At 61.0% G+C, this 21374-nt stretch carries 24 protein-coding genes and 1 tRNA gene; 17 read left to right on the top strand and 8 right to left on the bottom strand.

Annotation, left to right across the window (positions count from 1 at the left end; genetic code table 11):
* Window positions 1-23: 23 nt before the first annotated feature.
* Entirely contained in the window at window positions 24-1049 is a 1026-nt protein-coding gene (gene hemH, locus ACIGDJ_RS22545; protein WP_397479600.1) for a ferrochelatase, read from the bottom strand.
* A 13-nt stretch (window positions 1050-1062) separates the two neighbouring features.
* Window positions 1063-1965: a TIGR01777 family oxidoreductase gene (locus ACIGDJ_RS22540; RefSeq protein WP_397479599.1), complete on the bottom strand. Its 903-nt coding sequence runs from the start codon at window positions 1963-1965 to the stop codon at window positions 1063-1065.
* Between the two features lie 197 nt (window positions 1966-2162).
* Between ACIGDJ_RS22540 and ACIGDJ_RS22535 the strand changes: the two genes are divergently transcribed.
* From ACIGDJ_RS22535 to ACIGDJ_RS22480, 12 genes are all read left to right on the top strand, one after another.
* On the top strand, window positions 2163-3149 hold the full coding sequence (locus ACIGDJ_RS22535; protein WP_313000699.1) for an NAD(P)/FAD-dependent oxidoreductase: 987 nt from the start codon (window positions 2163-2165) through the stop codon (window positions 3147-3149).
* Window positions 3146-3361, top strand: a complete 216-nt coding sequence (locus tag ACIGDJ_RS22530) for a TIGR02450 family Trp-rich protein (RefSeq protein WP_397479598.1) — start codon at window positions 3146-3148, stop codon at window positions 3359-3361. Before ACIGDJ_RS22535 ends, ACIGDJ_RS22530 begins: the two co-directional genes overlap by 4 nt.
* Before the next feature lie 130 nt (window positions 3362-3491).
* Window positions 3492-4454: a DUF523 and DUF1722 domain-containing protein gene (locus ACIGDJ_RS22525; RefSeq protein ID WP_101161914.1), complete on the top strand. Its 963-nt coding sequence runs from the start codon at window positions 3492-3494 to the stop codon at window positions 4452-4454.
* A complete protein-coding gene (locus ACIGDJ_RS22520) occupies window positions 4454-5395 on the top strand; it encodes a MerR family transcriptional regulator (RefSeq protein ID WP_101161913.1) in 942 nt (313 codons plus the stop codon). Before ACIGDJ_RS22525 ends, ACIGDJ_RS22520 begins: the two co-directional genes overlap by 1 nt.
* Window positions 5396-5411: 16 nt before the next feature.
* Window positions 5412-6857 (top strand): deoxyribodipyrimidine photo-lyase, encoded by a 1446-nt coding sequence (phrB, locus tag ACIGDJ_RS22515; RefSeq protein WP_101161912.1) that lies wholly within the window; start codon window positions 5412-5414, stop codon window positions 6855-6857.
* Window positions 6850-7272 carry a nuclear transport factor 2 family protein gene (locus ACIGDJ_RS22510; RefSeq protein WP_397479597.1) on the top strand — a complete coding sequence of 141 codons (423 nt, stop codon included), beginning with the start codon at window positions 6850-6852 and terminating at the stop codon, window positions 7270-7272. The genes phrB and ACIGDJ_RS22510 overlap by 8 nt, the downstream gene beginning before the upstream one ends.
* A complete protein-coding gene (locus ACIGDJ_RS22505) occupies window positions 7269-8051 on the top strand; it encodes an SDR family oxidoreductase (RefSeq protein WP_101161909.1) in 783 nt (260 codons plus the stop codon). Before ACIGDJ_RS22510 ends, ACIGDJ_RS22505 begins: the two co-directional genes overlap by 4 nt.
* Entirely contained in the window at window positions 8048-9295 is a 1248-nt protein-coding gene (locus tag ACIGDJ_RS22500; protein ID WP_397479596.1) for an NAD(P)/FAD-dependent oxidoreductase, read from the top strand. Before ACIGDJ_RS22505 ends, ACIGDJ_RS22500 begins: the two co-directional genes overlap by 4 nt.
* A complete protein-coding gene (locus tag ACIGDJ_RS22495) occupies window positions 9292-10107 on the top strand; it encodes a DUF1365 domain-containing protein (RefSeq protein ID WP_397479595.1) in 816 nt (271 codons plus the stop codon). The genes ACIGDJ_RS22500 and ACIGDJ_RS22495 overlap by 4 nt, the downstream gene beginning before the upstream one ends.
* Complete coding sequence (locus ACIGDJ_RS22490; RefSeq protein ID WP_397479594.1) at window positions 10094-11359, top strand: class I SAM-dependent methyltransferase; 1266 nt, start codon at window positions 10094-10096, stop codon at window positions 11357-11359. Before ACIGDJ_RS22495 ends, ACIGDJ_RS22490 begins: the two co-directional genes overlap by 14 nt.
* Complete coding sequence (locus tag ACIGDJ_RS22485; protein ID WP_101161904.1) at window positions 11352-11843, top strand: DUF2878 domain-containing protein; 492 nt, start codon at window positions 11352-11354, stop codon at window positions 11841-11843. The genes ACIGDJ_RS22490 and ACIGDJ_RS22485 overlap by 8 nt, the downstream gene beginning before the upstream one ends.
* 52 nt (window positions 11844-11895) lie before the next feature.
* Window positions 11896-12201, top strand: coding sequence for a YkgJ family cysteine cluster protein (locus tag ACIGDJ_RS22480; RefSeq protein ID WP_101161902.1), 306 nt, complete (start codon window positions 11896-11898; stop codon window positions 12199-12201).
* A gap of 136 nt (window positions 12202-12337) precedes the next feature.
* On the opposite strand, the gene ACIGDJ_RS22475 is transcribed toward ACIGDJ_RS22480, so the two are convergent.
* The 6 genes from ACIGDJ_RS22475 to hemA form a co-directional block, all read right to left on the bottom strand.
* On the bottom strand, window positions 12338-12856 hold the full coding sequence (locus ACIGDJ_RS22475; protein WP_313000681.1) for an acyloxyacyl hydrolase: 519 nt from the start codon (window positions 12854-12856) through the stop codon (window positions 12338-12340).
* 110 nt (window positions 12857-12966) lie between these two features.
* Window positions 12967-13758: a glutamate racemase gene (murI, locus tag ACIGDJ_RS22470; protein ID WP_397479593.1), complete on the bottom strand. Its 792-nt coding sequence runs from the start codon at window positions 13756-13758 to the stop codon at window positions 12967-12969.
* Window positions 13751-14506 (bottom strand): molybdopterin-synthase adenylyltransferase MoeB, encoded by a 756-nt coding sequence (locus ACIGDJ_RS22465; protein ID WP_397479592.1) that lies wholly within the window; start codon window positions 14504-14506, stop codon window positions 13751-13753. The genes murI and ACIGDJ_RS22465 overlap by 8 nt, the downstream gene beginning before the upstream one ends.
* Entirely contained in the window at window positions 14500-15330 is an 831-nt protein-coding gene (gene prmC, locus ACIGDJ_RS22460) for a peptide chain release factor N(5)-glutamine methyltransferase (protein WP_397479591.1), read from the bottom strand. Before prmC ends, ACIGDJ_RS22465 begins: the two co-directional genes overlap by 7 nt.
* The gene (gene prfA / locus ACIGDJ_RS22455) at window positions 15331-16413 is read right to left on the bottom strand and encodes a peptide chain release factor 1 (RefSeq protein ID WP_397479590.1); all 1083 of its coding nucleotides are present in this window, start codon (window positions 16411-16413) and stop codon (window positions 15331-15333) included.
* A complete protein-coding gene (gene hemA, locus ACIGDJ_RS22450) occupies window positions 16410-17696 on the bottom strand; it encodes a glutamyl-tRNA reductase (protein ID WP_016773209.1) in 1287 nt (428 codons plus the stop codon). Before hemA ends, prfA begins: the two co-directional genes overlap by 4 nt.
* Before the next feature lie 182 nt (window positions 17697-17878).
* Here hemA and ACIGDJ_RS22445 point away from each other — a divergent pair, with 182 nt between their 5' ends.
* The 5 genes from ACIGDJ_RS22445 to ACIGDJ_RS22425 form a co-directional block, all read left to right on the top strand.
* Complete coding sequence (locus ACIGDJ_RS22445; protein WP_101161892.1) at window positions 17879-19603, top strand: tetratricopeptide repeat protein; 1725 nt, start codon at window positions 17879-17881, stop codon at window positions 19601-19603.
* Window positions 19604-19606: 3 nt separating this feature from the next.
* Window positions 19607-20224, top strand: coding sequence for a lipoprotein insertase outer membrane protein LolB (gene lolB, locus ACIGDJ_RS22440; RefSeq protein WP_397479589.1), 618 nt, complete (start codon window positions 19607-19609; stop codon window positions 20222-20224).
* A 3-nt stretch (window positions 20225-20227) separates the two neighbouring features.
* Entirely contained in the window at window positions 20228-21079 is an 852-nt protein-coding gene (gene ispE / locus ACIGDJ_RS22435) for a 4-(cytidine 5'-diphospho)-2-C-methyl-D-erythritol kinase (RefSeq protein WP_101161888.1), read from the top strand.
* A gap of 37 nt (window positions 21080-21116) precedes the next feature.
* Window positions 21117-21191 (top strand) — tRNA-Gln (locus ACIGDJ_RS22430).
* A gap of 45 nt (window positions 21192-21236) precedes the next feature.
* Window positions 21237-21374 (top strand): ribose-phosphate pyrophosphokinase-like domain-containing protein (locus ACIGDJ_RS22425; protein ID WP_397504621.1); only part of this gene is annotated, 138 nt, incomplete at its 3' end.

The raw sequence follows: 21374 nt of genomic DNA, 5'->3' as shown, positions 1-21374 counted from the left end.
CTTGCTCGCGAAGCTTTTGACTTTCAGAGGGCCAGCGGCGCTCGTTCGCAGAGGGTCGCCAAGGCCTTGGCCCATTGCGCGTCGTCGTTCAGACACGGCACCAGCACCAACTCCTCGCCCCCCGCTTCGCGGAACTGTTCCTCGCCGCGATCGCCAATCTCTTCCAGCGTCTCGATGCAATCGGCGACGAACGCCGGGCACATCACCAGAATCTTTTTCACCCCGCTTTTTGCCAGCTCATCCAGCCGCGCTTCGGTGTACGGCTCGATCCACTTCGCCCGGCCCAGGCGTGACTGAAACGACACCGACCATTTGCCGTCCGGCAAGCCCATGGTCTTGGCGAAGGCGGCGGCGGTACGGAAACACTGCGCGCGATAGCAAGTCGCCAACACCGCCGGCGAGGCGGTCTGGCAGCAATCGGCGCCCTTGAGGCAGTGCTTGCCGCTCGGATCGAGCTTGGTCAGGTGCCGCTCCGGCAAGCCGTGAAAGCTCAGCAGCAAATGGTCGTAATCCTGCTGCAGATGAGGGCGCGCGCTGGCGGCCAGTGCTTCGATGTATTCCGGCTGATCGTAGAACGGTTGCAGGATCGACAACTGCACGTCGAGTTTCTTCTCGCGCAATACGCGCCGCGCTTCTTCGATCACAGTGGTAGTGGTGCTGTCGGCAAACTGCGGATACAGCGGCGCCAAAGTGATCTTCTTGTGCCCGGCTTTCACCAGCCGCAGCAGACAGGTTTCGATCGACGGCTCGCCGTAACGCATCGCCAGATCCACCGGGCCGTGTTTCCACGTCCGGGTCATCTGTTCCTGCAGCCGGCGGCTGAGCACCACCAGCGGCGAGCCCTCCTCCCACCAGATCGAGGCGTAGGCATGCGCCGATTGCTCGGGGCGCTTGATCAGGATCAACGACACCAGCAGCCGCCGCAGCGGCCATGGCAGGTCGATCACGTACGGGTCCATCAGAAATTGATTGAGGTAGCTGCGCACATCGGCCACCGAGGTGGAGGCCGGAGAGCCCAGGTTGACCAGAAGCAAAGCGTGATCGGTCATGCAACGTCCTATTTCAGAGGCGGCTGGAGAGATCATCCAGAGCCGCGCGTAAATCCGTAAAGCGGAAAGCGAACCCCGCTTCCAGCAAGCGTGCCGGCGTGGCGCGCTGGCCGCCGAGCAGTAACAGTGACAGCTCGCCGAGCATGACTTTCAGCGCCAGGGTCGGCATCGGCATGAACGCCGGGCGGTGCAACACACTACCCAGCGTCTTGGCAAATTCGCGGTTGCGCACAGGTTTGGGCGCGCAGGCATTATATGGACCGCTCGCCTGATTGCGGTGTAGAAGAAAATCAATCAGGGCGATTTGATCGTCGATGTGAATCCATGGCATCCACTGCCGGCCATTGCCCAAAGGCCCGCCCAGCCCGAGCTTGAACGGCAGCAACAGCCGCGACAAAAAGCCGCCCTCGGCTGACAGCACCAGACCGGTTCGCACCAGCACCACGCGGATGCCGAGGTTCTCGGCACGCAGCGCGGTCTCTTCCCAGGCGATGCACAACTGACTGGCGAAGTCGTCGATGCCGGGCGGCGATTCTTCAGTCAGCTCGCGCTCGCCACCGTCGCCGTACCAGCCGATCGCCGAGCCGGAAATCAACAGCGACGGTTTCTGCGCACGAGTTTCCAGCCACGCCAGCAGCGTTTCCGTCAGCGTGATGCGACTGCTCCACAGCAACGCCTTGCGCCGATGGGTCCAGGGGCGATCGGCAATCGGCGCGCCGGCAAGATTGATGATCGCATCCAGCGGCTCTTCGCCGAGGTCTTCCAGGCGCGCAATCCCGCGCACTTGGGCGCCGCAGATCTGCGCGACTTTTTCTGCGCGGCGACTCCACACCGTCAGGCGATGGCCCTGTTGCAGCCAGTGCCGGCAGAGCTGACGTCCGATCAAACCAGTACCGCCGGTCAGCAATATGTGCATGACATCTTCCTCGCGTGGCATTTAACCCGGATCACTAGTCTATTTTTATAAACAGGGATCTTTTCCTTCGGGCGGGCTCTATTGTTTAACCATAGGCCAAGCTAACGAAACGAGAATGGCAGAAGTTATACCAAAAAACATAATTGTACAGGTTTCATCGACGGCGTAGTCTGTACAGAAAGGTAAACGAGGCCCCTATGACTGTACCTATCGCAATCATCGGCACCGGCATCGCCGGGCTCTCCGCCGCCCAGGCTCTGACAGAGACCGGGCATACCGTTCAACTGTTCGATAAAAGCCGTGGCAGCGGCGGGCGCATGTCGAGCAAGCGCAGCGACGCTGGCTCGCTGGACATGGGCGCTCAATACTTTACCGCGCGCGACCGGCGCTTCGTCACCGAGGTGCAGCGCTGGCAGAGCCAGGGCTGGGCCGCCGAGTGGACGCCGCAGCTGTACACCTTCCAGGGCGGGCAACTGAACATGTCGCCGGACGAGCAGACCCGCTGGGTCGGCACGCCGCGCATGAGCGCCATCACCCGTGGCCTGCTCGATGGCCTGGACGTGCAGTTTGCCTGCCGCATCACCGAGGTCTACCGGGGTGAAGAACACTGGCACTTGCAGGACGCCGACGGCGGGACACACGGCCCCTTCAGCCATGTGGTGATCGCCACGCCGGCACCGCAAGCCACCGCGCTGCTCGCCGCCGCGCCGAAACTCGCCGGCGTCGCTGCCGGGGTGAAAATGGAGCCGACCTGGGCCGTCGCCCTTGCCTTCGAAACCCCACTCGACACGCCGATCGAAGGTTGCTTTGTGCAGGACAGCCCGCTCGACTGGCTGGCGCGCAACCGCAGCAAACCCGGGCGCGAGACCACGCTCGACACGTGGGTGCTGCATGCAACCAGCGCCTGGAGCCGGCAGCACATCGACCTGCCCAAGGAAGCAGTGATCGAGCATCTGCACGGTGCGTTCGCCGAGCTGCTGCACAGCGCCATGCCTGCGCCCACCTTCAGCCTGGCCCACCGCTGGCTCTACGCCCGCCCTGCCACTGGCCATGAATGGACGACGCTGGCGGACGTCGATCTGGGCCTTTACGCGTGCGGCGACTGGTGCCTGTCCGGCCGAGTTGAAGGCGCCTGGCTCAGCGGGCAGGAGGCTGCACGTCGCTTGCACGAACACCTGCAATGAATCGCATCAATCCGCGCAAATTGCTGCTGTCGAAGTGGACAGCAGCCCACCCGCAAAACCGCGAAAAACATTTTCTGGTAACCGAACTGATCCGCGACGAGGAAGGTACGGTGCAGGAGGTCGAGTTGCAGGCGGTACTCACCCAGCGCAGCGAGCGGCTGGATTGGCAAGTGCTCAAAGATAGCGAGCACTGGTTACTCGGCTGGAAGTAGATTTCTGTCCAAAGATTAGGCGCCGCACAAAAAACTTATACAAATCATTTGACTTGTACATCCATCGATCTATGCTGAGGAAAAGTTGTACAGAGATAACTCTCTGTACAGGTATAGATTCGAGGTGCTCATGTCTACTGCTTCCCTGTCCAAGCCGAAGATCGCCATCAGCGCCTGCCTGTTGGGCGAAGAAGTGCGCTACAACGGTGGGCACAAGGAATCGCGGCTATGCAGCCGTACCCTCGCGGAATATTTTGACTTCGTCCCGCTCTGCCCTGAGGTCGCCATCGGCATGGGCATTCCGCGCGAGCCGATTCGGCTGGTAGGCGACCCGCAGCAACCCGAGGCCGTCGGCACCGTCGACCGCACCATCAATGTCACCAGGCCACTGGCCGAGTACGGTGAGAAAATGGCCGGCGAGCAGCAGGATCTTTCCGGCTACATTTTCATGCAGCAATCGCCCTCCTGCGGGCTGGAACGGGTCAAGGTCTATCACGCCAACGGCGCCCCGGTGAACGGTGGCGGGCGTGGCATCTATGCGCAGGCATTCTGTGCCCAACATCCTGACTTGCCGGTGGAAGAAGCCGGGCGCCTCAACGATCCGGTGCTGCGGGAAAACTTCATTACCCGCGTGCTCGCCTACAGCGCCTGGCAGCAAGTGCTCGCTAAGGGCCTGAGCCGCCGCGCCCTTACCGAATTCCACTCGCGCTACAAATACCTGCTGATGGCGCACAACCCGCTGCAATACAAAACCCTGGGCAAACTGCTCGGCAACATGGCCGACAGCGATCCTGCCGAACTTGGTCCGCGCTACTTCAGCGAACTGATGGCCGCACTGAAGAAATGCGCCACCCGCGGCACCCATTGCAACGTGCTGCTGCACCTCAGCGGATATTTGAAACAATCGCTGAGTGCCGAAGACAAACAGGAAATGCAGCAAGTCATCGGGCAGTACCGCCAAGGCATCGTGCCGCTGGTGGTGCCGTTGACGCTGCTCAAACACCACTTCCGACTCCATCCGGACCCGTACATCGCGCAGCAGGTTTACCTGCAGCCGCATCCGGAAAACCTCAGTCTGCGAAACGCGATCTAATGAACGATAAAACCGACAGCAGCGCCCGGGAAGACCTCGGCGCCGACTTCAAGAAAGCCCTCGACGAAGGCTGGTTGCCGATCCGCGAAGTCGCGCGGCAGACCGGCGTCAACGCCATCACCCTGCGCGCATGGGAACGTCGCTACGGGTTGGTGGTGCCCCAGCGCACGCCCAAGGGCCATCGACTGTATAGCGCTGAACATGTGCAGCGGATCATGGCCATCCTTACCTGGCTCAATCGTGGCGTGGCGGTCAGCCAGGTCAAGCCGCTGCTCGACGCGCCGCAGGCCTTCACCGAAACCGTGGAAAACGATTGGCAGCGTCTGCGTCAGACCTTGCTGTCGGCGGTGACCGCGCTGAATGAGCGCACGCTGGACGACAGCGTCAATCAGGCCATCGCTCTCTACCCGCCACGGACCTTGTGCGAGCAGTTGCTGATGCCGCTGCTGGCCGAGCTCGAACAGCGTTGGCAGGGGCAGTTCGGCGCGCAGATGGAGCGGACGTTTTTTTTCTCCTGGCTGCGCAGCAAGTTCGGTGCACGCATCTACCACAACAACCGCCAACTGCATTCGGCGCCGCTGCTGTTGATCAATCATTCCGACCTGCCGCTGGAGCCGCATCTGTGGCTATGCGCGTGGCTGATCAGCAGCGCCGATTGCCCGGTGCAAGTGTTCGACTGGCCGCTGCCGGTCGGCGAGCTGGCGCTGACTGTCGAGCATCTGCAAGCCCGTGGCGTGCTGCTGTATTCGAGCAAAGCCATGCAACTGGCGCAGCTGCCCAAGCTGTTGGCGAACGTCAATTGCCCGACGTTGATTGCTGGCCCCACGGTGCACATCCACCACAGCGAGCTGTCGGCACGCACCTCTCAAACCGCCGATCTGTTCCTGGCTGAAGATCCGCTTGCGGCACACCAGGCGCTGCTCGAGCGCGGATTGATCTGATGATGGGTTTAATCACATGCAACTGATCTGGCTGCGCAGCGACTTGCGCCAACATGACAACACTGCCCTCGCGGCCGCCGCAGCGCGCGGCCCGACCGTGGCGGTGTATATGTTGAGTCCGCAGCAGTGGCTGGAACACGACGATGCGCCGTGCAAAGTGGATTTCTGGCTGCGCAACTTGCGCGAATTGAGGCAAAGCCTCGGCGCGCTGAACATTCCACTGTTGATTCGCAGCGCGCCGCACTGGGATCAGGCGCCGGCAGAATTGCTCAAGCTGTGCCGGCAATTGAAGATCGAGGCGGTGCACGTCAATGAGGAATACGGCGTCCACGAAAGCCGCCGCGATGAAGCTGTGGCCGAAACGTTGCAGGCCGAGGGCATCGAATTCCACAGTTACCTGGACCAGTTGCTGTTCAAACCCGGGACGGTGCTAACCAAGACCGGCACTTATTTCCAGGTGTTCAGTCAGTTCCGCAAGGTCTGCTACGAACGCCTGCACCGCTCGATACCGGCATTGATCAAAGCACCGGGCAAACAGGCCGCGCTGGATATCGAAAGTGACGCAATTCCCGAGGCGGTCAAAGGCTTCGCTACGCCGAGCGAATCCCTGCGCAGCATGTGGCCTGCGGGTGAGCAAGAGGCGCGGCGTCGCCTCGATACCTTCACCGACGCGCAGATCGACTACTACCGCAGCGAGCGCGACTTTCCGGCCAAACCCGGCACCAGCCAACTGTCGGCGTACCTCGCCGCCGGGGTGATCTCGCCACGCCAATGCCTGCACGCCGCGCTGCAAAGCAATCAGGGCGAATTCGAAAGCGGCAAGGTCGGCGCGGTGACCTGGATCAACGAGTTGCTGTGGCGCGAATTCTACAAACACATTCTGGTCGGCTATCCACGCGTCTCGCGGCATCGCGCCTTCCGCCCGGAAACCGAAGCGCTGGCCTGGCGCGATGCGCCGGAGGAACTCAAGGCCTGGCAAGAGGCACGCACCGGTCTGCCGATCATCGACGCGGCGATGCGCCAATTGCTCGAAACCGGTTGGATGCACAATCGCTTGCGCATGGTCGTGGCGATGTTCCTGACCAAAAACCTGCTGATCGACTGGCGCGAGGGCGAACGCTTTTTCATGCGCCACCTGATCGACGGCGACCTGGCGGCCAACAACGGTGGCTGGCAGTGGAGCTCATCGACCGGCACCGACTCGGCGCCGTACTTCCGTATTTTCAACCCGCTGAGCCAGTCGGAAAAATTCGACGCCGAGGGTGTGTTCATCAAGCACTGGTTACCGGAACTGGCCGGCCTCAACAAGAAAGAAGTACACAATCCGGCGAGCGCCGGTGGACTGTTCGGTGGGGCGGATTATCCGGCGCCGATCGTCAACCTCAGCGCCTCACGCGAGCGAGCGCTGACGGCGTTCAAGAACCTGCCGTCGCGCCAGCCTGTCGGCGGCAGCGATGAGTGAATTCCTGCGCAGCTTCGCCCGCGAATTTGCCGGGTTGAACAAAGACAACCTCCATCGCCTCGGCGAGTTGTACAGCGACGATATTCATTTCACCGATCCGCTGCATGAAGTTCAGGGCCTGGCGCAACTGCGCGATTACTTCAATGAGCTGTACGCCAACGTCAGCGATCTGCGTTTCGATTTTCATGGTTTCGATCAGATCGGCGAAGGCGAAGGCTACCTGCGCTGGGTCATGAGTTACCGCCATCCGCGCCTGGCCAAGGGTCGGGAAATCCGCGTCAGCGGGTGCTCGCACCTGCTATGGCGCGACAAGGTTTATCGCCATCGGGATTATTTCGATGCCGGGGCGCTGCTGTATGAGCACTTGCCAATATTGGGCCGGGTGATTGCCTGGCTGAAAAGGAGAATGGGATGAGTCGTACACCTCCACGCCGGTATTGGTTGACCGGGGCCAGCAGCGGCATCGGTGCAGCATTGTGTGAACACATTCTGAAAAGCGGCGCGCATCTGGCGGTCAGCTCGCGCTCGGCCGCGCCGCTGAAAGTCTTGTCCCAGCGTTATCCGGGACAGGTGCTGGTAGTGCCCGGCGACCTGACCAACAGTCAGACCGTGCGTGAAATCGGTGAGCAGATCACCGAGGCCTGGGGCTCGCTGGACAGTGTGATTCTCAACGCCGGCACCTGTGAATATGTCGACGCGCGTCAGTTTGATGCGTCGATCATCGAGCACGTGGTGCGCACCAATCTGTTCGCCAGCAGCTACTGCATCGAAGCCGCTCTGCCGCTGTTGCGCAAGGGCACCGCGCCGCATCTGGTCGGCATGGCCAGCTCGGTGACTTACCTGCCGCTGCCACGGGCCGAAGCCTATGGTGCATCGAAGGCCGGGCTGCGTTACCTGTTCGAATCGCTGCGTATCGATCTGGCGGACGAAGGCATTGAAGTGACGATCATCAGCCCGGGTTTTGTCGAAACGCCGCTGACCGAGAAGAACGATTTCCCGATGCCGCTGAGCTGGCCTGTGGATAAAGCCGCGCGGCACATCTACGCCAAACTCAAGGATCGTCCGCTGGAAATCGCTTTCCCGGCGCTGTTCATGGCCGCGCTGTGGCCGCTGTCGAAACTGCCGGCCCGCGCGCAACTGGCGATCGGCAAACGCATGGTGCGCAAAGACCCTCCGCAGCAGGACCCGATATGAAAATCGCCGTGATTGGCAGCGGTATCGCCGGCCTGACCTGCGCCTACCTGCTGAACCGCCGCCACGACATCACCGTCTTCGAGGCGAGTGACTGGATCGGCGGGCATACCCACACCGTGCCGGTCACCGTGACCGGGCAATCGTTCGCCATCGACACCGGTTTCATCGTGTTCAACGACTGGACGTACCCGAACTTCATTCGCTTGCTCAACCAGCTCGGCGTGGCGTTCAAGCCGACCGAAATGAGCTTTTCGGTAACCGACCCGGACACCGGCGTCGAGTACAACGGCAATAACCTCAACAGCCTGTTCGCCCAGCGCAGTAATCTGTTGTCGCCGGGGTTCTGGGGCATGCTGCGCGACATTCTGCGCTTCAACAAAGAAGCCCAGCGCGACCTGCTGGAACTGCGCATCGCCGCCGACACCACCCTCGACGATTACCTCAAGGCTGGCGGCTACGGCGAGCGCTTTATCCTGCATTACATCGTGCCGATGGGCGCGGCGATCTGGTCGATGCCGATGGCCGAAATGCTCAATTTCCCGCTGCAGTTTTTCCTGCGCTTTTTCAAGAATCATGGCCTGCTGTCGGTCAGTGATCGGCCGCAGTGGCAGGTTATTGATGGCGGTTCAAGTGCCTACGTCGCGCCGCTGACCGCGTCATTCAGCGAGAGGATTCGCCTGAACTGCCCGGTCAAAAGCGTCGAGCGCAACCAGCACGGCGTGATTATCCACAGCCCGGCCGGCCTCGAACATTTCGACAAGGTCGTGTTCGCCTGTCACAGCGATCAGGCTCTGAAGTTACTGGCCAACCCGAGCGACGCCGAGCGTTCGATCCTCGGCGCCCTGCTCTACGCCGACAACGACGTGGTGCTGCACACCGACACGCGCCTGCTGCCAACGCGCAAACTCGCCTGGGCCAGTTGGAACTATCGCCTCGGCGGCGCCGGCCATACCCGCGCGGCAGTCACCTACAACATGAATATCCTGCAGGGCATCGAAAGCGAAACGACGTTCTGCGTCAGCCTCAACCAGACCGCCGGCATCAGCCCGGACAAAGTGCTGGCCCGCTATACCTACGCTCACCCGCAATACACCCTGGACGCCGCAGCAGCGCAAAACCGTTGGGGCGAACTCGACGGTGAGCAGCACACCCATTATTGCGGCGCCTACTGGGCCAACGGTTTTCATGAGGATGGCGTGGTCAGCGGTTTACGCGTCGCCGCTGCATTCGGTGAAACCCTGTGAACAGCGCCCTCTACAGCGGCCTCATCGGCCATCGACGTTTTGCGCCGCGCCGCCATGAATTCCGCTATCGCATTGGCCTGCTCTATCTCGATCTGAGCGAACAGGACGCCGTGCTGGCCCTGTCGCCATTAGCGGGGCGCAGCCGTTTTGCGCCGTTCTCGTTTCGCGAAACCGATTACCTGAAAGCCTTCACCGGCCAGGGCATGCGCCTGATCGACGCCGCGCGCCAACAGGTCGGCGCGGCCATTGGTCATGAGCCACAAGGCGCGGTGTGCCTGCTGACTCAGCCGCGCAGTTGGGGGCTGTCGTTCAATCCGGTGAGCTTCTTCTATTGCCACGAAGCCGACGGGCAACTGGCGGCGATCGTTTGTGAAGTGACCAATACGCCGTGGCGCGAGCGTTATCACTATGTGCTGCCGGCGCAGGCGCCGACCAGTCTGCAGGATTTTCATCAGCATTTTGCCGTGGCCAAGGCATTTCACGTCTCGCCGTTTCTGCCCCGCGACCTCGAATACCGCATGAGCTTCAGCCCGGCCGCGCAGACCCTTGGCGTGCACATGGCCGACTGGCAAGGCAGCGCCAAACTGTTCGACGCCACGCTCAATCTGCGCCGCGAATCCCTCGATCGTCGCAGCCTGCACCGCTATCTGCGGCGCTTCCCGTGGATGACTGCAAAAACCGCTTTGGCGATCTACTGGCAAGCGCTGCGACTGCTGTGCAAGCGCGCGCCGATTTTCGCTTATCAGGCTGCCGACGGCAGCTTTCAAACCGCCACTGTGCCTCCGAAGGAGCCGCACCATGAAATCCTCTAGCCTGCCGCTCAGTCGCTTGAGCACCAACGGTTTGACCGGCTCGCTGCTGCGCCGTGGCGTGTTACGCCAATTGGCCAAGCTCAAACACGGACAATTGATGGTCGTCGAGAATGGCGAACACATGCTCTTCGGCACCCCGGGCAGCGCCCTGCTCGGCGAAGTCCATGTGCTTGATCCGGCGCTGTGGGGCATGGTCGCCAGCAACGGCTCGATCGGCGCGGGCGAAGCATTCATCCACGGCTATTGGAGTTCGCCGGACCTGACGGCTGTGGTGCGCGTGTTCGTCAGCAATCTGGATGTGCTCGATGCCATGGAGGGCGGCCTGGCGCGTCTCGGCCGGCCGTTCGTGCAAGGCCTGCACTGGCTCAACCGCAACACGCGCAAGGGCTCGCAGAAAAATATTTCGGCGCATTACGACCTCGGCAATGAACTGTTCGAACAGTTTCTCGACCCGACCATGATGTATTCCGCCGCCCAGTTCCTCTCTCCAAGCGACACGCTGGAACAGGCGCAACTGAACAAACTCGAGCGCATCTGTCAGAAACTCGCGCTCAAGCCCAGCGATCACCTGCTGGAAATCGGCACCGGTTGGGGCAGCATGGCGCTCTACGCAGCGCAGCATTACGGCTGCCGCGTGACCACCACGACCCTGTCGAAAGAGCAGTTCGCGTTCACCGCCAAGCGCATCGAACAACTCGGCCTGCAGGATCGCGTCACCCTGCTGCTCAAGGACTATCGCGACCTCAGCGGCGAGTACGACAAACTGGTGTCGATCGAGATGATCGAAGCGGTCGGCCATCGGTTCCTGCCGACCTATTTCAAGCAATGCGCGCAGTTGCTCAAGAGCAATGGCCTGATGCTGCTCCAGGCGATCACCATTCGCGAGCAACGCTACGAACAGGCCAAGCGCAGCGTCGACTTTATCCAGCGCTACATTTTCCCCGGAGGCGCGCTGCCCTCGGTGCACAAGATGCTCGATGTGGTCAGCCGCGAGACCGACATGAACCTGCTGCACATGGAAGATTTCGGCCTGCACTACGCCAAGACACTGCGCCTGTGGCACGAGAACTTTCGCCTCGCCCACGGTCGCTTGAGTGAACTGGGCTACGACGATTATTTCCTGCGGCTGTGGGAATTTTATCTGTGTTACTGCGAAGGCGGATTCCTCGAGCGCACCATCGGCACCGCGCAATTGCTGCTGGCCAAACCGGCGGCGATGACCGCGCCGCTACTCGGTCGCTTCGATGCGTGAGCGAATCGCCAATGCCGTGCTGTTTCAGCTCGGCTGGCTGGCTTGCGTGCTCGGCGGCAACAGCTTTTGGCTAACGCTGGCACTGGCCGCGCTGGTGATTCATCTGCGCTGGATCAGCAGTTGGGCGGCGGAAGGTCGTTTGATTTTGTGCTTGGTGATTGTCGGCACGACGGTCGACAGCGTTTTGCGTTACCTCGGCGTGTTCCGCTTTGAAGAGGCGGCGCCGTTGATTCCGTTGTGGCTGATGCTGCTCTGGGCGCTGCTCGCCACTACATTGCGCCACTGCCTGGCCTGGAGCGCACGGCCGTGGTGGCTGGCCAGCGGACTTGGCGCGGTGGGCGGCGCGTTGTCGTACTACGGCGGCGGGCAACTGGCCGGCGTGCAATTTCCCTACGGCGAAATGCAGACGCTGATCGTGATCGGCGTGCTCTGGGCGGGGCTGTTTCCGCTGTTGCACTTGATGGCGCGACGTCTGGCGCCATGAGCGTCCGTCAGCGCTCTCACACCCACAGCGATCACTGCCTTACACTGCGGCCATGAAAACCATCCCCCACACCCAAATTGCCGAACCGGCAGTCACCTGTTCGACCTGCGCGGCGTGCTGCTGCCAACTCGAAGTCATGCTGATCACCGACACCGGCGTGCCTGATCGCTTTATCGATACCGATGAATGGGGCGGCGAAGTGATGCTGCGTCTGGACGACGGCTGGTGCGCCGCGCTGGATCGCGACAGCATGATGTGCACGATTTATGAACGTCGCCCGCTGATCTGCCGCGAGTTCGAAATGGGCGCGCCGGAGTGCATCGAGGAGCGCCGGGGCATATCTACCGTCTACCGCTGATTTTCGAACACCACAAAAAACAACTGTGGGAGCGGGCTTGCTCGCGAATGCGGTGGGTCAGCGCCTTATGTGCTAACTGATACACCGCATTCGCGAGCAAGCCCGCTCCCACAATGGGATTGCGCGTAGCGACTGATTACAGCGGCATTGTGTAATGCAGCGCGTAGCTTTCTACACCATCGTTGTCGCTGGACAGGCCGGCGTTGGAATAGTGCGTGGCGCGGATGCCGACTTCGTGGCCGCCGTTGAAGCGCAGGCCGAAACCGATGCGGTCTTCAAACTGGAAGGAGCCGCCCAGCTTGTTGCTTTCGTATTCGGTGTTGGAGAAAAACGCCGCGCCGATACCCGCTTCAACGTACGGTTTGACCGACTGGCCGGCAAACTCGTAAACAAATACAGGCGAGAACGATACGCTGTTGTTGCTGGAAGTCTTGTCACCTTCCCAATACGTGTAGGCACCGCTCCAGTAGCCGGTCAGGCGACCCACGTCACTCTGCAGCCAGCTCTTGTCCCAGTCGAAATTCATGCCCAAGCGATACGTCATAGTCGAATCGCTGGTACCGCCTACAGCGAATTCAACGCCAGCGGCTTGTGCAGAAATGCTTTGCCCCATTAGTGCGGCCGCAATCGCGGCCAAGCAGAATAGTCGCTTCACTTTGAAACTTCCTTTTCCGGAACGATCGTTTGGTTTTAGTTGCTGCTGTCGCTATAGAAATCTGCGCTTGGTCAGAAGTTCAGCTTATTTCGAGTTATTTCACATTTTTTTTACAAGTCGAAGTTTTGCACATTCGACGGAATTTGGCCCAGCAAGGGTAGGATTTTTCTGAGCGATTGCGGATCGCCGCTGGTCCAGAACTTCACAGGCAGGTTCATACCTTGCGCCAGCAGATCACGTTCGGCGAGCAGCCGATGCAGCTGCCGGGCCACGGCGGCTCCGGTATCGATCAGGCTGACATCATCGGCGATCATCGATCTTAGAAGCGGCTTGAGGAAAGGATAATGTGTGCAACCCAGGATGATCGTATCGCAGCCGTGGGCCAGTAGAGGCGTGACGTAACCCTGCAATAAAGTCCGCAGCTCGGGGCTGTGCAGGTCGCCACTTTCAATCAGCTCGACCAGTCCCGGGCAGGGCTGGGTAATGACTTTTACGTCTGCGGCAAAACGATCCAGCAACGCGGCAAACTTTGCGCTCTGCAACGTGCCGGTCGTGGCCAGGACGCCAACCACGCCGCTTCGCGTGGCCGCTGCGGCCGGTTTGACCGCCGGTTCCATGCCGACAATCGGCCAGTCGGGAAAGTCGCGACGCAGATCGGCCACACCAGCCACGGTCGCGGTATTGCACGCCAGCACCAAAGCCTTGGCACCCTGCTCACGAAAAAACCCGGCCATCACGCTGCAACGCTGGCGGATGAATTCCGGGGTTTTCTCGCCGTAAGGAATGTGGCCGCAATCGGCGACGTAGAGCAGCGATTCGTGGGGCAACAAGCGCTGAATTTCAGCGAGAACCGACAAGCCGCCGACCCCGGAATCGAACACGCCAATCGGCGCTTCACGCATGGCGCGCGCCACACACGCTGCAGCCCGGATCGCGCTTGACCCGCAGCTCACGGAAGCGCGAACCCAAGGCGTCGATCAGCAATAGACGCCCCACCAGCGGTTCGCCAAAGCCGACCAGCACTTTCAGAGCCTCCAGTGCCTGCAGGCTGCCGACCAGCCCGACCAGCGGCCCGACCACGCCGGCCTCGCTGCAGGTCAGTTCGGCTTCGCTGCCGTGTCCGTACAGGCAGTGGTAGCAAGGGCTTTCGGCACGCCGTGGATCGAACACCGACAACTGCCCTTCCAGACGAATCGCCGCGCCACTGACCAGTGGCTTGCACGCGGCAACACAAGCGGCGTTTACCGCCTCGCGCGTGGAAAAGTTGTCCGAACAATCGAGCACCAGATCCACCGCCGCCACCGCTGCGGCGAGGGAACCCTCGTCCAGCGCCTGGCGATGGGCGACCAGTTGAATCTCGGGATTGATCGCGCCCAGGCGCTTGAGCGCCGAGTCGACCTTGGACATGCCGACACTGTCGGTGTCGTGAATGATCTGCCGTTGCAGGTTGGTCAGATCGACCGTGTCGAAATCCGCCAGATGCAATTCGCCGACACCCGCCGCCGCCAGATACAACGCCACCGGCGCGCCGAGCCCGCCGAGGCCGACGATCAGCACGCGGCTGGCCTTGAGCTTCAGTTGCCCATCGATGTCGATGTGTTGCAGCAGAATCTGCCGGCTGTAGCGCAGCAATTCCTGATCGTTCAGCACGGCAGACGCCCCAGACTGATGCGTTGATGGCCGCCCAGATCGGTGCGGCTGTGGACCTTTTCAAAGCCACGGGTGAGCAGCAGATCACGCACGGCTTCGGCCTGATCATAGCCATGTTCGAGCATCAGCCAGCCACCAGCCTCCAGATGACCCGGAGCTTGCGTAACAATCAGACGCAGATCATCGAGGCCGTCTTCACCGGCAACCAAAGCACTGGCCGGCTCGAAACGCACATCGCCCTCGACCAGATGCGGATCGGCGGCGGCAATGTACGGCGGGTTGCTGATGATCAGATGGAAGCGCTGGCCTTCAAGAGCGCTGAACCAATGGCTGCTCAGCACAACGGCGTTGTTCAGGTGCAGACGCTGGCGATTGCGTTCGGCCAGGGCCACGGCTTCGAGGACACGATCCACGGCGGTGACTTTCCACGCCGGGCGTTCGCTGGCCAGGGCCAGAGCAATCGCGCCGCTGCCGGTGCCCAGATCGAGAACCCTGGCCGGGGTGGCCGGCAGCAGTTCCAGCGCTGCTTCCACCAGCAATTCGGTGTCGGGCCGCGGGATCAGCGTGTGTGGCGCGACTTCCAGATCGAGTTTCCAGAAGCCCTGCTGGCCGAGAATATAAGCCACCGGTTCACCGCTACGTCGCCGTTGCAAATACTCGGCAAAGGTCAGCGCGGCTTCGCTCGGGACGATGCGCTCGGGCCAGGTGTGCAAAAAACTGCGCGATTTGCCCAGCGCCGCAGCGAGAAGCAATTCGGCGTCCAGACGCGCTGTCGGCGAATCCGGCAATTGAGCTGCGCGCAACAGGCTCGCGATGATGGTCATTTATTCACCTATCGCTGCGAGTTGGTCAGCCTGGTACTCGGCCAGCAAAGGCTCGATCACGGCGTCGACGCCACCGGCAAGAATTTCGTCGAGCGAATACAGCGTCAGGTTGATGCGATGGTCGGTGACCCGGCCCTGAGCGTAGTTGTAGGTGCGGATGCGCTCGGAGCGATCGCCGGAACCGACCAGCAACTTGCGCTCACTGGCAATCGCGTTGGCTGCCGCTGCGTTCTGCTGATCGTTGAGCTTGGCCGACAGCCACGCCATCGCCCGGGCACGGTTCTTGTGCTGGGAACGCTCTTCCTGACACTCGACGACGGTGCCGGTCGGTATGTGGGTGATGCGGATCGCCGAGTCGGTGGTGTTGACGTGCTGACCACCGGCGCCGGAGGAACGGTAAGTGTCGATGCGCAAATCCGCCGGGTTAATCTCGATGGCTTCGCGCTCGTCCGGCTCGGGCAACACCGCCACGGTGCAGGCCGACGTGTGAATCCGGCCTTGGGATTCGGTAGCGGGTACACGCTGGACGCGGTGTGCACCGGACTCGAATTTCAGCTTGCCGTAAACGTTGTCACCTTCAATGCGCGCGATGACTTCTTTATAGCCACCGTGTTCGCCCTCGTTTTCCGAGAGGATTTCGACGCGCCAGCCACGCCGCTCGGCGTAACGCGAGTACATGCGAAACAGATCGCCGGAGAAGATCGCCGCCTCGTCGCCACCGGTGCCGGCGCGGATTTCGAGGAAGACGTTGCGCCCGTCGTTCGGATCTTTAGGCAGCAGCATGCGCTGCAGATCGGATTCCAGCGTGACCAGCAACTCCTTGGCTTCGCGGACTTCTTCCACGGCCATTTCGCGCATGTCCGGGTCGTTGTCCTTGAGCAGCGCCTGCGCGCCTTCAAGATCGCTTTGTACGCCGAGCAGTTTTTTATAGGCGGCCACTACCGGCTCGAGCTCGGCGTATTCCTTGGAATAAGCGCGGAATTTGGCCTGATCGGCAATGACCTCGCCGTCGCCGAGCAGCGCGGTCAGTTCCTCGAAACGGTCCTGGAGAATGTCCAGCTTGTTGAGCAGTGACGCTTTCATTGCGGTTTTTTATCCGAAAAACTATCCGGTGAGCCCTCAAGGGCAAAGAGTTCCTGGGCCATGGCCAGCGCATCGAGGCGGCCTTCGGCAGACAGCTTTTTCAACTGCACGCTGGGCGCATGCAAGAGTTTGTTGGTCAGGCCCCGGGCCAATTGCCCGAGCACGTCTTCGGCGTTGCCGCCGTTGGCCAGCAGCCGCAGGGCCTTCTGCAATTCCTCGTCACGCAAACGTTCGCTCTGTTGACGATAGGCCTTGAGCACATCCACCGCCGCCAGTTCGCGCAGGCGCACCATGAAATCGTCGGCGCCGACCGAGACCATTTCTTCCGCCGCTTGCGCTGCGCCCTGGCGGCTCTTGAGGTTCTCGGCGACCACTTCGTGTAGATCGTCGACGCTATACAGGTAAACGTCGTCGAGTTCGCCGACTTCCGGTTCGATATCCCGCGGTACAGCGATGTCGACCATGAAGATCGGCTTGTGCTTGCGCAGCTTCAGCGCACTTTCCACCGCGCCCTTGCCTAGGATCGGCAACTGGCTGGCGGTCGAACTGATGACGATATCGCTGCGCACCAGCTCCGCCGGAATGTCCGAGAGCAGTACCGCGTGGGCGCCGAACTGCTCGGCCAACTGACTGGCGCGCTCCAGCGTGCGGTTGGCGACGACGATGCGCTTGACTCCCAGCTCATGCAAATGGCGCGCGACCAGCGTAATCGTCTCGCCGGCACCGATCAGCAGCGCCTGGCTGCGTTGCAGGTCGCTGAATATCTGCTTGGCCAGGCTCACCGCAGCGAACGCCACCGACACCGGGTTCTCGCCAATCGCAGTATCGGTGCGCACCTGCTTGGCGGCATTGAAAGTCGCCTGAAACAGCCGCCCCAGCAGCGGGCCGATGGTGCCGGCCTCGCGGGCCACGGCGTAGGCTGATTTCATCTGGCCGAGAATCTGCGGCTCGCCCAGCACCAGCGAGTCGAGCCCGGAGGCCACACGCATCATGTGACGAACGGCCGCATCGTCTTCGTGCACATAGGCACTGGCGCGCAGCTCGTCCAGGCTCAGATGGTGATAATCGGCCAGCCAGCGCAGCACGACATCGGCCGAGAGCTGATCCTGTTCTATATAAAGCTCACTGCGATTGCAGGTGGAGAGGATCGCGGCTTCGCGACTGTCAGTCAGTCGGCAGAGCTGCTGCAAGGCCTCAACCAGCTGCTCAGGGGTAAAGGCCACGCGCTCGCGGACGTCTACTGAAGCAGTCTTGTGGTTAATACCGAGTGCAAGGAAGGCCATTCAAGGTCGCTGGTGGTGACGTGAAGCCGGCAATTGTCCTACTTCGAAAGATTCAGAACAACTACCGCTGACTATTGTCCCAATCGTCAGCCCCTATAATGGCCACAATTGAGTCTCGGTTATGTTTGGCCGAAGGCTTGTGTCATGATGATCCGACCGCAGGTTAGTCGTCCTCTTCCTATATGAATAGATCTTCCGCGTTGCTCCTCGCTTTTGTCTTCCTCAGCGGCTGCCAGGCCATGGCGCCCGTTGCGCCGGACGGCACCCCACCGGTCGAAGACACCACGCCCGCACCTGAAAAGCCCAAGGTTTACGGCTCGTTCAGCGAGGAAACCGTGTTCAGCCTGCTGAGCGCCGAACTCGCCGGCCAGCGCAATCGTTTCGACATTGCCCTGGACAATTACGTGACCCAGGCCATCAACACCCAGGATCCGGGCGTCTCCGAGCGGGCTTTCCGCATCGCCGAATATCTGGGCGCCGATCAACCGGCCCTCGACACCGCGCTGATCTGGGCGCGCAATGCCCCGGACGATCTCGAAGCGCAACGCGCCGCTGCCGTGCAACTGGCCCGCGCCGGGCGCTACGACGACTCCATGGTCTACATGGAAAAGGTCCTGCAGGGCAAGGGCGACACTCATTTCGATTTCCTCGCGCTGTCGGCCGCCGACACCGATCAGGAAACCCGCAACGGTCTGATGAAAAGTTTCGACCGTTTGCTGCAGCGTCATCCGAACAACAATCAGCTGATTTTCGGCAAGGCCCTGCTGTTGCAGCAGGACGGCGACAATCAGGGTGCGCTGACTCTGCTCGAAGACAATCCACCGGAAGACGGCGAGATCGCACCGATTTTGCTGCGCGCACGCCTGCTTCAGCTGCTCAACCGTGGCGACGAAGCACTGCCGCTGCTGCAAAAAAGCATCAGGAAGTATCCGGAAGACAAACGCCTGCGCTTGACCTATGCGCGCATGCTGGTCGAACAGGACCGCATGGACGATGCCAAGGTCGAATTCTCCACCCTCGTTCAGCAATACCCGGAAGACGACGAACTACGTTACTCGCTGGCGTTGGTGTGCCTGGAAGCCAAGGCGTGGGATGAAGCCAAGGGTTATCTGGAAGACCTGATCGCTCGCGAAAGCCATGTCGATTCGGCGCATCTGAACCTTGGCCGGATTGCCGAAGAGCGCAACGATCCACAAGGCGCGCTCATCGAATACGCCCAGGTTGGCCCGGGCAATGACTATCTGCCGGCACAGTTGCGTCAGGCCGATATCCTGATGAGCAACGGCAAGACCGCCGAAGCGCAGAGCAAACTGGCAGCCGAGCGTGACGAGCAACCGGATTACGCGATTCAGCTGTACCTGATCGAATCGGAAAGCCTGTCGGCCAACAAACAGGACGACAAGGCCTGGAAGGTTCTGCAACAAGCGCTGCAGAAATATCCGGACGATCTCAATCTGCTTTACACCCGCGCCATGCTCGCGGAAAAACGCAATGACCTGGCGCAAATGGAGAAAGACCTGCGTCTGATCATCAAGCGCGACCCGGACAACGCCATGGCGCTGAATGCGCTGGGCTACACCTTGTCCGACCGCACCACCCGTTACGCTGAAGCGAAGACGCTGATCGAGCAGGCGCACCAGATCAATCCGGAAGACCCGGCGGTTCTCGACAGCCTCGGCTGGGTGAACTACCGCCTGGGCAATCTGGATGACGCGGAGAAATATCTGCGTCAGGCGCTCGAGCGCTTCCCTGACCACGAAGTCGCCGCACACCTGGGCGAAGTCCTGTGGGCCAAGGGCAATCAACGCGAAGCCAAACAAGTGTGGGGCAAGTTCCTCAAGGATCAGCCCGACAGCACCATTCTGCGCAGCACCATCAAGCGCCTGACCGGATCCGAGACTCTTTAACCCATGTTTTTGCGCCACGTTATCGTTTTCAGCTTCATCGCCCTGCTCGCCGGCTGCTCGGGTTTCGGTACTCGCGAATCGGTCGAGGGCCACGGCAGCCCGGCCCAGTGGGCGGCAAACAAACAGCAACTGACCGGCCTCGATGGTTGGCAGATCGACGGCAAGATCGGCATCCGCGCACCGAAGGATTCCGGCAGCGGCACGTTGTTCTGGCTGCAGCGGCAGGACTATTACGACATTCGCCTGTCCGGCCCGCTGGGTCGTGGCGCGGCACGCCTGACCGGGCGTCCGGGCAAGGTGTCGCTGGAAGTCGCCAATCAGGGCCGCTACGAATCGCAATCGCCTGAATCCTTGCTCGAAGAGCAGCTGGGCTGGAAATTGCCGGTATCGAATCTGGCCTGGTGGGTTCGTGGCCTGCCGGCTCCGGAAAGCAAAAGCCGCCTGAACCTGGACGCCGACAGCCGTCTGGCCAGCCTTGAGCAGGACGGCTGGAAAGTCGAATACACCGCCTACACCGAACAGAATGGTTATTGGCTGCCCGAGCGCATCAAGCTGCACGGCACCGACCTCGACGTGACGCTGGTGATCAAAACCTGGCAACCGCGCAAGTTGGGGCAATAACGCATGACCGCTGCACGCCTCACCCTGCCCTCGCCAGCAAAACTCAACTTGATGCTGCACATTCTCGGTCGCCGTGAAGACGGCTATCACGAATTGCAGACGCTGTTTCAGTTCCTCGATTACGGCGATGAAATCACCTTCGCCGTGCGCGATGACGGCGTGATCCAACTGCACACGGAGTTCGCCGGCGTGCCCCATGACAGCAACCTGATCGTGCGCGCGGCGAAGATGTTGCAGCAACAGTCCGGTAGCTCACTCGGCATCGACATCTGGATCGACAAAGTGCTGCCCATGGGCGGCGGCATCGGCGGCGGCAGCTCAAACGCGGCGACGACCTTGCTCGGCCTCAACCATTTGTGGCAACTGGGCTGGGATGAAGATCGTCTGGCGGCACTGGGCTTGTCACTGGGTGCCGATGTACCGGTTTTCGTCCGTGGCCACGCGGCGTTTGCCGAGGGCGTCGGCGAAAAACTGACCCCGGTCGAACCCGAGGAACCTTGGTATCTGGTGCTCGTGCCGCAAGTTGCTGTTAGTACGGCAGAAATTTTTTCCGATCCTTTGTTGACACGTAACACACCGCCCATTAAAGTGCGCCCCGTTCCCGAGGGAAACAGTCGAAATGACTGCTTGCCGGTGGTAGCAAGGCGTTATCCAGAGGTACGTAACGCATTGGATTTGTTAGGTAAATTTACCGAAGCAAAGCTCACCGGAACTGGAAGTTGTGTGTTTGGGGGCTTCCCAAGCAAAGCTGAAGCTGATAAAGTCTCGGCGCTTCTGACAGAGACCCTTACAGGGTTTGTAGCGAAAGGAAGCAACGTTTCGATGTTGCATCGCAAGCTGCAAAGTCTGCTCTAAAGGAATCAAGTGCCCGGCACTTGAAAGCAACAGATACAGGGGCGTCGCCAAGCGGTAAGGCAGCAGGTTTTGATCCTGCCATGCGTTGGTTCGAATCCAGCCGCCCCTGCCATTTTCTCTACTCATCCAGGTTACCCTCAGCCTCTAGGTACTGCGCGTGTCCAAGATGATGGTCTTTACGGGGAATGCCAACCCCGATCTGGCTCGGCGTGTCGTACGTCAGCTGCATATCCCTCTCGGTGACATCTCTGTCGGCAAGTTTTCCGACGGCGAAATCACAGCCGAGATCAATGAA

It is taken from the genome of Pseudomonas sp. NPDC079367 (assembly GCF_044542195.1).
Taxonomy (GTDB): domain Bacteria; phylum Pseudomonadota; class Gammaproteobacteria; order Pseudomonadales; family Pseudomonadaceae; genus Aquipseudomonas.
The sequence above is the reverse complement of the archived record's forward strand: the minus strand, read 5'-3'. Positions and strand labels throughout refer to the sequence as shown.

Bases quoted from the DNA above. Each gene is read 5' to 3' on its own strand.
- phrB (WP_101161912.1), top strand. From the start codon at position 5,412: ATGCAACTGATCTGGCTGCGCAGCGACTTGCGCCAACATGACAACACT.
- ACIGDJ_RS22500 (WP_397479596.1), top strand. From the start codon at position 8,048: ATGAAAATCGCCGTGATTGGCAGCGGTATCGCCGGCCTGACCTGCGCC.
- ACIGDJ_RS22525 (WP_101161914.1), top strand. From the start codon at position 3,492: ATGTCTACTGCTTCCCTGTCCAAGCCGAAGATCGCCATCAGCGCCTGC.
- hemH (WP_397479600.1), bottom strand. From the start codon at position 1,049: ATGACCGATCACGCTTTGCTTCTGGTCAACCTGGGCTCTCCGGCCTCC.
- ispE (WP_101161888.1), top strand. From the start codon at position 20,228: ATGACCGCTGCACGCCTCACCCTGCCCTCGCCAGCAAAACTCAACTTG.
- prfA (WP_397479590.1), bottom strand. From the start codon at position 16,413: ATGAAAGCGTCACTGCTCAACAAGCTGGACATTCTCCAGGACCGTTTC.
- prmC (WP_397479591.1), bottom strand. From the start codon at position 15,330: ATGACCATCATCGCGAGCCTGTTGCGCGCAGCTCAATTGCCGGATTCG.
- ACIGDJ_RS22485 (WP_101161904.1), top strand. From the start codon at position 11,352: ATGCGTGAGCGAATCGCCAATGCCGTGCTGTTTCAGCTCGGCTGGCTG.
- ACIGDJ_RS22490 (WP_397479594.1), top strand. From the start codon at position 10,094: ATGAAATCCTCTAGCCTGCCGCTCAGTCGCTTGAGCACCAACGGTTTG.
- ACIGDJ_RS22480 (WP_101161902.1), top strand. From the start codon at position 11,896: ATGAAAACCATCCCCCACACCCAAATTGCCGAACCGGCAGTCACCTGT.
- ACIGDJ_RS22510 (WP_397479597.1), top strand. From the start codon at position 6,850: ATGAGTGAATTCCTGCGCAGCTTCGCCCGCGAATTTGCCGGGTTGAAC.
- ACIGDJ_RS22540 (WP_397479599.1), bottom strand. From the start codon at position 1,965: ATGCACATATTGCTGACCGGCGGTACTGGTTTGATCGGACGTCAGCTC.
- hemA (WP_016773209.1), bottom strand. From the start codon at position 17,696: ATGGCCTTCCTTGCACTCGGTATTAACCACAAGACTGCTTCAGTAGAC.
- ACIGDJ_RS22505 (WP_101161909.1), top strand. From the start codon at position 7,269: ATGAGTCGTACACCTCCACGCCGGTATTGGTTGACCGGGGCCAGCAGC.
- ACIGDJ_RS22520 (WP_101161913.1), top strand. From the start codon at position 4,454: ATGAACGATAAAACCGACAGCAGCGCCCGGGAAGACCTCGGCGCCGAC.
- ACIGDJ_RS22535 (WP_313000699.1), top strand. From the start codon at position 2,163: ATGACTGTACCTATCGCAATCATCGGCACCGGCATCGCCGGGCTCTCC.
- ACIGDJ_RS22530 (WP_397479598.1), top strand. From the start codon at position 3,146: ATGAATCGCATCAATCCGCGCAAATTGCTGCTGTCGAAGTGGACAGCA.
- murI (WP_397479593.1), bottom strand. From the start codon at position 13,758: ATGCGTGAAGCGCCGATTGGCGTGTTCGATTCCGGGGTCGGCGGCTTG.
- ACIGDJ_RS22445 (WP_101161892.1), top strand. From the start codon at position 17,879: ATGAATAGATCTTCCGCGTTGCTCCTCGCTTTTGTCTTCCTCAGCGGC.
- lolB (WP_397479589.1), top strand. From the start codon at position 19,607: ATGTTTTTGCGCCACGTTATCGTTTTCAGCTTCATCGCCCTGCTCGCC.